Below are 12,465 nucleotides of genomic sequence, written 5' to 3'. Positions count from 1 at the left end.
ACGCCGCTCAGAGCGGACGGTTCTGGTCGCGCTCGATCGGCTGCATCTGCGGCAGCAGCAGCACGAAGTGCGCGGGGAACCACAGCAACGCGGTGGTGAAGGTGGTGAAGAAGTACTCCCAACCCGGGAATTCCGCCCCGGCGATCAGGCGCACCACCAGCATGACGATCTGCGTCATCAGGAACAGCGGCACCATCTGCAGTGCCTGTGCCGCGGGCGGGAACCACAGCAGGCGGCGGCTCATCGTGCTCGCGATGAAGGCGAGCAGCACATAGGCCAGCGCATGCTGGCCGAGCGCCGAACCGTAGCCGATGTCGGTCAGCAGGCCGAGCCAGAAGCCGGCGCCCATGTTGACGCGCAGCGGTTCGCGCACGCACCAGAAGGCAAGTGCCAGTGCGACAAAGTCCGGCACGCCCGGCAGTGCGCGGGTAGGAACCAGATTCAGGGTCAGGCCGAGGAACAGGGTGATCCACACCCAGCCCATGCGGACCGGCAGCAGGATTCGGCTGGAGCGGTGCGTCGGCTGCATGTCACTTCCTCTTCGGGCGGCCGCCCGGCGTGGTTGCGGCCGGGGCCGGATCGTTGGCGGTAGGGTCTTCGAGTGGCTTGACGTTGCGCCCGATCACCAGCACGGCACCGCTGCGTTCGATGCCGGCGACCGGCTGGCAGACGAAGCGTGCAAAGCCGCGTGCATCGTCGCGATTGACCTTCACGACTTTCGCGACCGGCAGGTCGGGCAGGTAGATTCCATCAAGCCCCGAGGTAACGACCACGTCGCCGGGTTCGACGTCCGCGTTGGCCGCGAGGTAACGCAGTTCGAGCATGCCGCCGCCGGCGCCGAACATCACGGCGCGCTGGCCGGTGCGCACGACCTTCACCGGAATCGCCTGGTCCTTGTCGGTCAGCAGCGTCACTTCCGCTTGCAGCGGGAACACGCGGGTCACCTGGCCGACCACGCCGGCGTTGTCGATCGTCGCGAGTCCGCGCTCGATGCCGTCGCGCTCGCCACGATCGATGATCACACGGCGTGCGAACGGATCGCGCGCGGTGTAGAGCACTTCGGCGGCGATGCTGCGGGCGCCGACACGCTCACGCATCGCGAGCAGCTCGCGCAGCTGATGGTTCTCGTTTTCCAGGCTCTGCTGGCGTAGCAGCCGTTTCGCATCATCCAGCGCGCGGGCGCGCAGGCTCTTGATCTCGCTCTGCAGGCTGCTGAGCGACGAGAAATAGTCGTAGGTCCGATTCGCCCACTCGGCCGGTGTTGAAGCAGCGATCTGCAGCGGATAGGTCAGCACCGTGACGCCGTGGCGCACGGTTTCGAGATAGCGGAAACGCAAATCCGCGACCAGCAGACCGATCGACAGCACAAGGTAGAGCGTGAGCCGCGCAGAGGCTGGCAGGCCGCGCTTGAAAAATGGAGGAGGCTGGTGACCGACGACGGACATGGTGTCTGGGCGCTTCGGTTCGCGTGCGGAAAGCCTGCGGCGTGGGGTGAACGGGCAACGCGCGCTTCACGCGCGCGCTGCCAAGTGGCTTGCTTCGCGGCGAGCTTACTCGTTGGCGAAGATGTTGCCGAGCTTGTCCATTTTTTCGAGCGCCATGCCCGAGCCGCGGACGACGCAGGTCAGCGGATCATCGGCGACGATCACCGGCAGGCCGGTTTCTTCCATCAGCAGGCGATCGAGGTCGCGCAGCAGCGCGCCACCGCCGGTCAGCACCATGCCGCGTTCGGCGATGTCGGCACCCAGTTCCGGCGGGGTCTGCTCGAGCGCGTTCTTGACGGCCGAGACGATGGAGTTGAGCGGATCGGCCAGCGCTTCGAGGATCTCGTTGCTGGAAATCGTGAAGCCACGCGGGATGCCTTCGGCCAGGTTGCGACCCTTGACTTCCATTTCGCGCACTTCGGAGCCCGGGAAGGCCGAGCCGATTTCCTTCTTGATGTTCTCGGCGGTGGTTTCGCCGATCAACATGCCGTAGTTGCGGCGGATGTAGTTGACGATCGCTTCGTCGAACTTGTCGCCGCCGACGCGCACCGAGTTGGCGAACACCGTGCCGCCCAGCGCGATGACGCCCACCTCAGTGGTGCCGCCGCCGATGTCGACCACCATCGAGCCGGTTGCGTCCGCCACCGGCAGGCCGGCGCCGATCGCTGCGGCCATCGGTTCTTCGATCAGGAACACTTGCGAGGCGCCGGCGCCGAGCGCCGATTCGCGAATCGCGCGGCGCTCGACCTGGGTCGAGCCGCAGGGCACGCAGATGATGATGCGTGGGCTCGGCGCGAGCATCGAAGAAGGATGCACCTTCTTGATGAACTGCTTGAGCATCTGCTCGGTGACGGTGAAGTCGGCGATCACGCCATCCTTCATCGGGCGGATCGCGGTGATGTTGCCCGGCGTCTTGCCGAGCATCTGCTTGGCTTGCGCACCGACGGCCTGGATCGTCTTCTTGGCGTTCGGGCCGCCTTCGGTGCGGATCGCAACGACCGACGGTTCGTCGAGCACGATGCCGCGGCCGCGGACGTAGATCAGGGTGTTGGCAGTGCCGAGGTCGATCGCGAGATCGTTCGAAAAATAGGAACGCAGGAATCCGAACATGTCTGAGTAAATCCGTGTTTTGTCTGGGGGTGTGCCCGGGGCGGTGCGGGGTGCGCCCTTGTGGCGCATGGCCGGTTGCGGATGTCGCGAACCGGGGCGGCCGTTCCGCGAGCGAATGAGCCCACGCTTGGCAGCAAACCGCCGTTCGGCGGTGCCCAGCACCCGTCCGGCTAGGGCGGGTAAAGGGTCTATGATAACCTATTCAATTCCTTGTTTTGAATGAAATTCCGGCCATGTCGCTGACTCACGACGACGTTCACCGCATCGCGCGGCTTGCCCGGCTCGAGCTGGACGAACAGGAGGCCGCGGCCTCGCAGGAAAAGCTCAACGGGATTTTCGGCCTGATTGAACGCATGCAGGCTGTCGATACCACCGGTGTCGAACCGCTTTATCACCCCCAGGCCGTTGCGCAGCGCCTGCGCGAAGACCGCGTGTCGGAAACCGATCGTCGCGACGCCTATCAGGCGGTGGCGCCGCAGGCGGAAGACGGTCTCTACCTGGTTCCGAAGGTCATCGAGTAAGCGGGAGGCTGCCATGCAGCAACGCAGGCTGGGCAAGACCGGTTTTGATGTTTCCGAGATCGCGCTGGGTACCTGGCAGGTCGGTGGCCGCTGGGGCGATGCATTTTCGGACGCCAACGCCGAGACGATCCTGAATCGCGCGATCGACGCCGGCATCAACTTCATCGACACCGCCGACGTGTATTCGGCCGGGATGTCGGAAGCCGCGGTCGGCCGTGTCGTGCGCGCGCGGCGCGAGCGCGTGTTCGTGGCGACCAAATGCGGCCGCCAGATTTCGCCGCATGTGAATGCCGGCTACACCGTGGAGCGCCTGCGCGGGTTTGTCGAGGCCAGCCTGAAGAACACCGGCCTCGACGCGCTGGATCTGATCCAGCTGCACTGCCCGCCGACCGAGGTGTTCTACCGGCCCGAAATCTTCGGCCTGTTCGACGACCTCAAGCGCGAGGGCAAGATCCTCAACCTCGGCGTCAGCGTCGAGAAGGTCGAGGAGGCGTTGAAGGCGATCGAGTACCCGAACGTGACCACGGTGCAGATCATCTTCAACATGTTCCGCCACCGTCCGGCCGGGCTGTTCTTCGAACAGGCAGCCAAGCGCGACATCGGCGTGATCGTGCGGGTGCCGCTGGCGAGCGGATTGCTGTCGGGCAAGTTCGGCCGCGAGACCACCTTCGGCGCGGAAGACCATCGCCACTTCAACCGTGACGGCGCTGCGTTCGACAAGGGCGAGACCTTCTCGGGCGTGCCGTACGAACTGGGCCTGCAGGCGGTCGAGGAACTCAAGCGGGTGTTCCCGGACCACACGCCGCTGGCGCTCTGGGCGCTGCGCTGGGTGCTGATGTTCCCGCAAGTGTCGACAGTGATTCCGGGCGCATCCCGCCCCGACCAGCTCGACGCCAACCTCGCAGTCGAAGGACTGCGTGCGCTCACCGAGGCCGAGATGGCGGCGGTGCGCGATATCTACGAACGATTGATCAAGCCTTCGGTACACCACCTCTGGTGATCGCGGGCACTGCCACACGGATCCAACGTGCTTGAACTGAGCCTCAAACAGCTTGCTGCCGGCCTCTCGGCAAAACAGTTTTCCAGCGTCGAGCTGACGCAGACTTTCCTCGACCGCATCGCCGCGCTGAACCCGGCGCTCAATGCCTTCATCACGGTCGACCGTGATGGCGCGCTGGCGCAGGCGGCGGCCGCCGATGCCGCACGCGCTGCCGGGGCAGTGGGCCCGCTCGCCGGCATCCCGATCGCGCACAAGGACATCTTCTGTACCGAGGGCGTGCTGACGACCTGCGGCTCGAAGATCCTGTCGAACTTCGTCAGCCCCTACGACGCCACAGTCGTAGCGCGCCTCAAGGCAGCCGGCACGGTGATGCTGGGCAAGACCAACTGCGACGAGTTCGCGATGGGTTCGACCAACGAGCACTCGGCCTACGGCGCGGTGAAGAACCCGTGGGATGTGTCGCGCGTACCGGGCGGCTCATCGGGCGGCTCCGCGGCAGCGGTGGCGGCGCGCCTGGCGCCGGCGATCACCGGTACCGACACCGGTGGTTCGATTCGTCAGCCCGCCTCGCTGTGCGGCGTGACCGGCCTGAAGCCCACCTACGGCGCCGTGTCGCGCTGGGGCATGGTGGCCTATGCGTCGTCGCTCGATCAGGGCGGTCCGTTTGCGAAGAGCGCCGAGGACTGCGCGATCCTGCTCAATGCCTTCGCTGGCTTCGACGAGAAGGATTCGACCTCCGCCGAGCGCGAGACCGAGGACTACACCCGCCTGCTCGCGAAGGCGCCGGCCGACCCGGCCAAGCCGCTCGCCGGCGTGCGCCTGGGCGTGCCGAAGGAGTACTTCGGTGAGGGCCTCGCCGCCGATGTGCGCGAAGCGATCGAAGCCGCGATCCGCGAAATGGAAAAGCTCGGCGCGGTGCGCGTCGAAGTGAGCCTGCCGAAGACCGAACTGGCGATCCCGGCTTACTACGTGATCGCGCCGGCCGAGGCGAGCTCCAACCTCAGCCGTTTCGACGGCGTGCGCTACGGCCACCGCGCCGCGGAATACCGCGACCTGATGGACATGTACTGCAAGAGCCGCGCCGAAGGCTTCGGCCGCGAAGTGCAGCGCCGCATCATGGTCGGCACCTATGTGCTGTCGCATGGCTACTACGACGCCTACTACCTGCAGGCGCTCAAGCTGCGCCGCCTGATCGCGGAAGACTTCAAGGCCGCGCTGTCGCAATGCGATGTGCTGCTTGGGCCGGCCAGCCCGACCACCGCGTGGCCGATCGGCCAGATGGCGGACGATCCGGTGCAGATGTACCTCGCCGATATCTACACCGTCGCGATCAACCTCGCCGGCCTGCCGGCGATGTCGATTCCCTGCGGCTTCGGTGCCGGTGGGCTGCCGGTTGGGCTGCAGATGATCGGCAACTACTTCGATGAAGCGCGGATGCTCGAAATCGCGCACCGCTTCCAGCAGGCGACGGACTTCCACACCAAGGCACCCGCGCTGTGAAATTCGAGACCTGGCTCGCGTTCTTTGCGGCGTCGTGGCTGATCAGCCTGTCGCCGGGTGCCGGCGCGCTGTCGTGCATGACTGCGGGCCTGCGCTACGGCTTCCGCCGCGGGGCCTGGAACATCCTGGGCTTGCAGGCCGGCGTCGGGCTGCTGGTGTTGGTCGTTGCACTCGGCCTGGGCGCGATCCTCGCGGCCTCGAACGTGGCCTTCATGGCGATCAAGTGGTTCGGTGTCGCCTACCTGATCTGGCTTGGCGTGCAGCAGTGGCGGGCAGAGCCGAAGCCGCTGGTGGAGGATGCCGGTGAGGTGGTGCCGGCTGCGCGCGGCGCGCTGGTGTTGCGCGGTTTCCTGGTCAATGCGAGCAATCCGAAGGGCATCATCTTCATGCTTGCGGTGCTGCCGCAGTTCATCGACCCGCATGCGCCGCAGGCGCTGCAGTACCTGATCTGCGCCGGCACGCTGTTCTTCACCGACGCGGTCGTCATGAGCGGCTACACCTTGCTCGCGGCGCGTGTGCTGGCGGCGCTGCGCGACCCGAATCACATTCGCTGGACCAACCGTTTCTTCGGCAGTCTGTTCGTGTGTGTCGGGCTGCTGCTGGCGAACTTCAAACGCGCAGCATGAGCGCGCGGGTGTCGCTGGTGGCGCGTCGTGTGGCGGTGGCGCTGAGTCTCGCCTTGCTGGCATCTTGCGCGACGGAGAAGGTTGGCAAGAAAGGTGAGGACGAAGTGTTCGAACCGGCCAAGCCGCCGGTGATGGCCGAGAAGGCGCCGAGCGGCAAGGGTGCGGATCGCCCGCTGCCCGCGGTGCCGCTGAAGCCGACGCCACCCAGCCCCGCCGCGCCCGCTGTCGGGCGGCCCAAGAAGGCAATGGAAGCCAAGCCGCTCAATGTGACGTTCCGCTGCGCGGCGCACGACGAACGGCACCACACCGCGCAGGCCGACATCGAAGTCGCTGACGGCAATGTGCATTACCTGCGCACGCGGCTGGCGACGCCGCTGGGCGGTGTGTGCGAATTTGCGCTGCCCGATTTCACGCAGACGCAGCGCATGCCTTCGGTCGAGCTGAAGGCGCGCAGCGGCCGCTGTACCTTGCGGATGTGGGAGCAGGGCCCCAAGGTGACGCTGGCCTACAGCAACTGCGAGCAGTACTGCAAACCGTCATCGACGATGGATTACATCCTGCCGATCCTGTACGACCGGCGGGTCAACCGTTGTAACTGAACCTGATTTGAGACGCGGCGCTGCAAGTAGTGCAGCGCCGGGATTGGAAGACACGAAATGAGCAGAGCCGACTGGGACGTCGTGATCGGGCTGGAGACACATGTTCAGCTCTCGACGCAATCGAAGATCTTTTCCGGCAGTTCCACCGCCTTCGGCGCCGAGCCGAACCGCCAGGCCTCGGCGATCGACATCGCGCTGCCGGGCGTGCTGCCGGTCTTGAACCGCGGCGCGGTCGAGCGGGCGATCCGCTTCGGGCTAGCGATCGGTGCCAAGGTCGCGTCGACTTCGATCTTCGCGCGCAAGAACTACTTCTACCCCGACCTGCCGAAGGGCTACCAGATCAGCCAGTACGAGCTGCCGGTGGTCCAGGGCGGCACGATCACGGTGCAGGTCGGCGAGGGCGACAAGGCCTACGAGAAGGTCATCGAGCTGACCCGCGCGCACCTTGAGGAAGACGCCGGCAAGTCGCTGCACGAAGACTTCCACGGCATGTCGGGCATCGACCTGAACCGCGCCGGCACGCCCTTGCTGGAGATCGTCACCGAGCCGGTGATGCGCTCGTCGGACGAAGCCGTGGCCTACGCCCGCGCGCTGCATTCGCTGGTGCGCTGGATCGATATTTCGGACGGCAACATGCAGGAAGGCTCCTTCCGTTGCGACGCCAACGTGTCGGTACGCAAGAAGGGCACCGAGAAGCTCGGTACGCGCCGCGAGGTGAAGAACCTCAACAGCTTCCGCTTCCTCAAGGAGGCGATCGAAGCCGAGATCGCCTACCAGATCGAAACGCTGGAAGACGGTGGCACGATCCAGCAGGCCACCGTGCTGTTCGACCCGGATGCGGGCGAAACCCGCGCAATGCGCAGCAAGGAAGATGCGCAGGACTACCGCTACTTCCCCGACCCCGATCTGCTGCCGCTGGTGATCTCCGACGAATGGATCGCACGCGTGAAGGGTGAGTTGCCCGAGCTGCCGGCCGCCCTGCAGGAACGCTTCCGTGGCGAGTACCAGCTCTCCGCCTACGATGCGGCAACACTCACCGCTAGCCGCGAGATGGCGCAGTACTACGTCGACACCGTTGCCATCGTCGGCGCGGCATCGGCAAAGCCCGCGGCCAACTGGGTGATGGGTGAGCTGGCCGCGCGTCTGAACAAGGAAGGCCGCGACATCACTGATGCGCCGGTCAAGCCCGCGCAGCTGGCTGGCATGCTCGCACGCATTGCCGACAGCACGATCTCGAACTCGGCCGCCAAGAAGGTTTTTGATGCCTTGTGGAATGGCGACGCGACGAGTGCTGACGAGGCGATCGAGAAACAGGGCCTCAAGCAGGTCACCGATTTGTCTGCGATCGAGCCGATCATCGACGAGGTGCTGGCGGCCAACCAGAAGTCGGTGGAGGAGTTCCGCGCCGGCAAGGAGAAGGCTTTCAACGCGCTGGTTGGTCAGGTGATGAAGGCGAGCAAGGGCAAGGCTTCGCCGGCGCAGGTCAATGAACTGCTGAAGAAGAAGCTGGGCGCCTGACGGCAGTCATTCGGCTCAAACAGACGGCCGGGCGCGACGCGAGTCGCGGCCCGGCCGTTTGCTTTTCGGCGCCCGTCCCTCTGCCGTCAATCTCACAGTCCGGGGCCGCACTCAGCGCGAGCGGCCTTGCAGCGGGCTCGCGGTGCGGTCGTCATCGCGCACTGAAAAAGGGCAATTCCGTCGAGGGAAGGGGTATCGGTTTCGCTCTTGAGCGGTGCCTATCATCCCGCTCCCCGTGGCATGGCTGTGGGGCATGCATCAACCGCGGCCGCGGGGGCGGCCGGGGGATCGACTTCCGGGAGGCGGAGTGGCGGGGACGAAGCAAGGGACATGGGTGGCATGGCTGATCACGATCGGCATGCTGTGGGCCGGGCCCACATCGGCAGCCGGTGACTGGGTTGTCGCGCAGGTGGCGAGCTTTACCGGCACCAGCGCGCAGATTGGCAATGACTTGCGCACCGGCGCGATGGTGGCGTTCAACGCGACCAACGCGCGCGGTGGCGTCGCAGGGCGCAAGCTGCGACTGGTCGTGCGGGACGATGAACAGCAGCCGGACAAGGCGCTCGCCGCGATCCGTGCGCTGGTCGAGCAGACCAAACCGATCGCGCTGTTCGGACTGAGCAGCAACGAGGCCAGCCTGGCCTTACTGCAAGCGCGCCTGCCCGAGGCGCTCGGCCTGCCTCTAGTGGGGCCGCGTGCAGGGGTTGCACGCGTGCTGGAATCCGGGCCCGGTCAAGTGTTCGTGACCCGAGCCAGCTATCGCGACGAGATCAAGGCCCTGTTCCAGCACTGCGAGATGTCGGGCATGCGCGAACTGGTGCTGGTGCATCAGCGCGACGAGGTTGGCAGCGAGCTGCTCGCGCTGGCCGATGCGCTGGCGGCGCAACATGGCATTCGCCTGGTTGCCCGCGTCGCCTACGACTACAAGGCCAACGGTGCGGTGCGCGAGCTGCCGAACGTGCGCGACGCCATCGACGCTGCATTTCGCGTGCCGCATCAGGCCGTGCTGTTCGCGGTGACCGACCCCACGCTGGTGGCGGCGATGGTGGCGAGTTACCAGCGCGATCCGCGCCACGCGGTGATGATGACGCTCTCGTCGGCAGACGGGCGCTGGATTGCCGAGCGGGTGGGCAGCGATCGCGCCCGCGGCCTGCTCGTCACGCAGACCGTGCCAGCGGCGGGAAACGCCAGCGCAGCGCTGATGCGACGCTTCGTGAACGATCTGAAGCAGGGCGGCGTGAGCGAGGACGACGCGGCCGCGCTGACGGTGAATTCCGTGATGCTCGAAGGCTATGTATCGGCGCAGGTGCTGATCGAAGGGCTGCGGCGTGCTGGCAGCAATGCCGACGCGGCGCGCCTGGGCGCAGCGCTGCAGGGGCTGCGGGGCTTCGACATCGGCGGCTTTGACATCTCATTTGGCGGTGCGTCACGGCAAGGCTCGCGCTTCGTCGAGGTGGCCATCGTCGGCAGGCAGGGCGAGCTGGTGCGCTGACGCGGCAGCCGTGCCGCTTGTCCCGCCGCGGCGCGGCCCCGTAGCATGCAGCTTCTTTTCTGGAGATGCCGCCATGCCGCGCTTCTTGCCTGTCATTGCTGGGTGCAACATTTGCAGCGCCGGCGGGATTCGATTGGTCGCCGTCGACCGCCGGGTGGCGCGCGCGGATACGGCGAGCGCTGTCGGGGGGCGGCCATGACGGCGCTGCGCATCTCGACCGTAGTGGCCGAGTTTGATCTCGACGCCGTGTATCGCTTTCTGTCGCAGGAGGCGTACTGGTCGAAGGGGCTGCCGCGGGCGGTTTTCGACCGAGCTGTGGCGAATTCGCTGTGCTTCGGCGGCTTCCTTGGTGAGGCGCAAATCGCGTTCGGTCGCATGATTACGGACAGGGCGACGTTCGCCTATCTGGCCGACGTGTTCGTGCTGCCGCCTCACCGTGGGCAGGGCTATTCGAAGCAGTTGATGGATGCCGTGGTCGCGCATCCGGATCTGCAGGGGCTGCGCCGCATCGTGTTGGTGACCGGCGACGCGCACGGCCTCTACGCACGCTACGGCTTCACCGCGCTGGCGGCGCCCGATCGCTACATGGAGCGCCACCAGCCCGGCATCTACACCTCAGGCTGATGCAGCACCGGCCGCTGCGCGCTGCCGCGCGAAGTCGACGAACCATGCGAGGCTTTCCGGGTTCGCCATGGTGTCCGGGTTGGCGACCTTTTCGAGCGGCTGGCCCATCATCAGTTTCTTGATCGGCAATTCCATCTTCTTGCCGGACATCGTGCGCGGGATGGCGGCGACCTGGAAGATGTCGTTCGGCACATGGCGCGCCGACAGCGCCTGCTTGATGCGCTCGCGGATCGCGGATTCGAGCGCGGGCGTCAGCGTTTCGCCTTCTCTCAGCACCACGAACAGCGGCATGTAGGATTCGCGGCCAAGGTATTCGAGGTCGACCACGAGGCTATCGATTACCTCCGGCAGATCTTCCACTGCGCGATACAGCTCGCTCGTGCCCATGCGGATGCCGTGGCGGTTGATCGTGGCATCCGATCGGCCATAGATCACCGCGCCGCCGCGCGGCGTGATGCGCACCCAGTCGCCATGGCGCCAGATGCCGGGGTACACATCGAAGTAGCTGTCGAGGTAGCGTCGGTTGCCCGCATCGTTCCAGAAGTAGAGCGGCATCGAGGGCATCGGCACAGTGCAGACGAGCTCGCCGACTTCGTCATGCAAGGCCTTGCCCGCTTCGTCGAAGGCTTCGATGCGCGCGCCGAGGCAGCGGCACTGCATTTCGCCACGCACCACCGGCAGCGTCGGCACGCCGCCGACGAAGGCGCTGACGATATCGGTGCCGCCCGAGATCGGGCTGATCCAGATGTCGCTGCGCACCGCGTCGTACAGCCACTGGTAGTTCTCGGGCGACAGCGGTGAGCCGGTCGAGCCAAGCCCGCGCAGTTCGGAAAGATTGGCCACTTCGGCGGGGTGAATATCGGCTTTCTGGCAGGAAGCATAGAAGGCCGCGCCGGCGCCGAAATAGCTCACGCGGGTTTCGCCAGCGAAGCGCCACAACGCGGTCAGATCGGGGTAGCCGGGGCTGCCGTCGTAAATGCAGATCGTCGCCCCGACGAGCAGGCCGGCGATCTGCGCGTTCCACATCATCCAGCCGGTACTGCTGAACCAGTGGTAGCGATCGTTCGGGCCGAGATCCAGGTGCAGGCCGGCGAGCTTTACATGCTCCAGCACCACGCCGCCCTGCCCATGCACCATCGGTTTGGGTAACCCGGTGGTGCCGGAGGAATACACCACCCACAACGGGTGGTCGAAGGGTACTGGCGTGCTGACGAGCGGCGCATCGCCCTGCGTGACGCTGGCCCAGCTGACGCCGTTACGGAAGCGCGTCGCGTCGATCGCTGCATCGAGCTGCGGCAGCAGCACGAGGTGTTCCACCGTGGGGAGCTCGGCGAGCAGTTCGGCGACCAGCTCGCGTCGGTCGTGCGTCTTGCCGCCGTAGCGGTAGCCGTCGACGGCCAGCATCGCTTTCGGCGCGATCTGGCGGAAGCGGTCCAGCACCGCCACGCGGCCCATGTCTGGCGAGCAGATCGACCACACAGCGCCGAGGCTCGCGACAGCGAGGAAGGCGCTGACCGTTTCCGGGATGTTGGGCATGTAGGCGACAACGCGGTCGCCCGGCCCGATGCCCATGGCGCGCAGCGACGCCGCGAGCGCGGCGACTTCGCGTTGCAGTTGCGCCCAGCTGACTTCGCGTGCCGCCCCCGCCTCGTTGCGGAACACGATCGCAGGGCGCTGATCATTGGCGTGGCGGAACACCTGATCGACGTAATTGAGGCGCACGCCCGGAAACCACTTGGCGCCCGGCATCGCGGCATCAGCCAGCGCGCGACCGCGCGGCCCATCGGCGCGGATGTCGAACCAGTCCCACACGGCGCACCAGAACGCATCGGGTTCGTCCACCGACCATTGCCACAGCTGCGCGTAGTCATCGAAGCGCTGCCCGCGCTCGCGGGCCAGCCAATCGCCGAACGCGGTGATGCGTGCGGCCTTGATCATTGCGTCGGAAGGGCGCCAGGCGATCAGATCTTCCATCCGTCGTCTCCGTTCAT

At 66.2% G+C, this 12,465-nt stretch carries 12 protein-coding genes; 8 read left to right on the top strand and 4 right to left on the bottom strand.

The genetic code is table 11. The features are described 5' to 3' along the window. Positions 1-7 precede the first annotated feature (7 nt). The 3 genes from mreD to HH302_RS16595 all read right to left on the bottom strand — a co-directional run bounded on the left by mreD (position 8) and on the right by HH302_RS16595 (position 2,594). A complete protein-coding gene (mreD, locus tag HH302_RS16605; protein WP_172203365.1) occupies positions 8-529 on the bottom strand; it encodes a rod shape-determining protein MreD in 522 nt (173 codons plus the stop codon). Position 530: 1 nt separating this feature from the next. Then, the gene (gene mreC / locus HH302_RS16600; protein WP_172203364.1) at positions 531-1,445 is read right to left on the bottom strand and encodes a rod shape-determining protein MreC; all 915 of its coding nucleotides are present in this window, start codon (positions 1,443-1,445) and stop codon (positions 531-533) included. 105 nt (positions 1,446-1,550) lie between these two features. Further along, positions 1,551-2,594: a rod shape-determining protein gene (locus HH302_RS16595; RefSeq protein WP_172203363.1), complete on the bottom strand. Its 1,044-nt coding sequence runs from the start codon at positions 2,592-2,594 to the stop codon at positions 1,551-1,553. Between the two features lie 233 nt (positions 2,595-2,827). Here HH302_RS16595 and gatC point away from each other — a divergent pair, with 233 nt between their 5' ends. The 8 genes from gatC (at position 2,828) to HH302_RS16555 (ending at position 10,474) form a co-directional block, all read left to right on the top strand. Beyond that, positions 2,828-3,115, top strand: a complete 288-nt coding sequence (gatC, locus tag HH302_RS16590) for an Asp-tRNA(Asn)/Glu-tRNA(Gln) amidotransferase subunit GatC (protein WP_172203362.1) — start codon at positions 2,828-2,830, stop codon at positions 3,113-3,115. A 13-nt stretch (positions 3,116-3,128) separates the two neighbouring features. Next, positions 3,129-4,115, top strand: coding sequence for an aldo/keto reductase (locus HH302_RS16585; RefSeq protein WP_172203361.1), 987 nt, complete (start codon positions 3,129-3,131; stop codon positions 4,113-4,115). A gap of 27 nt (positions 4,116-4,142) precedes the next feature. Further along, positions 4,143-5,615, top strand: a complete 1,473-nt coding sequence (gene gatA / locus HH302_RS16580) for an Asp-tRNA(Asn)/Glu-tRNA(Gln) amidotransferase subunit GatA (protein WP_172203360.1) — start codon at positions 4,143-4,145, stop codon at positions 5,613-5,615. Continuing rightward, positions 5,612-6,241, top strand: a complete 630-nt coding sequence (locus tag HH302_RS16575; RefSeq protein WP_172203359.1) for a LysE family transporter — start codon at positions 5,612-5,614, stop codon at positions 6,239-6,241. Before gatA ends, HH302_RS16575 begins: the two co-directional genes overlap by 4 nt. Continuing rightward, positions 6,238-6,840 carry a hypothetical protein gene (locus tag HH302_RS16570; RefSeq protein WP_172203358.1) on the top strand — a complete coding sequence of 201 codons (603 nt, stop codon included), beginning with the start codon at positions 6,238-6,240 and terminating at the stop codon, positions 6,838-6,840. Before HH302_RS16575 ends, HH302_RS16570 begins: the two co-directional genes overlap by 4 nt. A 57-nt stretch (positions 6,841-6,897) precedes the next feature. Next, on the top strand, positions 6,898-8,358 hold the full coding sequence (gatB, locus tag HH302_RS16565; protein ID WP_172203357.1) for an Asp-tRNA(Asn)/Glu-tRNA(Gln) amidotransferase subunit GatB: 1,461 nt from the start codon (positions 6,898-6,900) through the stop codon (positions 8,356-8,358). Between the two features lie 334 nt (positions 8,359-8,692). Beyond that, complete coding sequence (locus tag HH302_RS16560; RefSeq protein WP_172203356.1) at positions 8,693-9,850, top strand: ABC transporter substrate-binding protein; 1,158 nt, start codon at positions 8,693-8,695, stop codon at positions 9,848-9,850. 195 nt (positions 9,851-10,045) lie between these two features. Beyond that, entirely contained in the window at positions 10,046-10,474 is a 429-nt protein-coding gene (locus tag HH302_RS16555; RefSeq protein ID WP_172203355.1) for a GNAT family N-acetyltransferase, read from the top strand. Here the strand turns inward: HH302_RS16555 and HH302_RS16550 are convergent. Beyond that, the gene (locus HH302_RS16550) at positions 10,466-12,448 is read right to left on the bottom strand and encodes an acetoacetate--CoA ligase (protein ID WP_172203354.1); all 1,983 of its coding nucleotides are present in this window, start codon (positions 12,446-12,448) and stop codon (positions 10,466-10,468) included. The genes HH302_RS16555 and HH302_RS16550 overlap by 9 nt on opposite strands. Positions 12,449-12,465: the final 17 nt, after the last annotated feature.

It is taken from the genome of Niveibacterium sp. COAC-50, assembly GCF_013184235.1.
Taxonomy (GTDB): domain Bacteria; phylum Pseudomonadota; class Gammaproteobacteria; order Burkholderiales; family Rhodocyclaceae; genus Niveibacterium; species Niveibacterium microcysteis.
The sequence above is the reverse complement of the archived record's forward strand: the minus strand, read 5'-3'. Positions and strand labels throughout refer to the sequence as shown.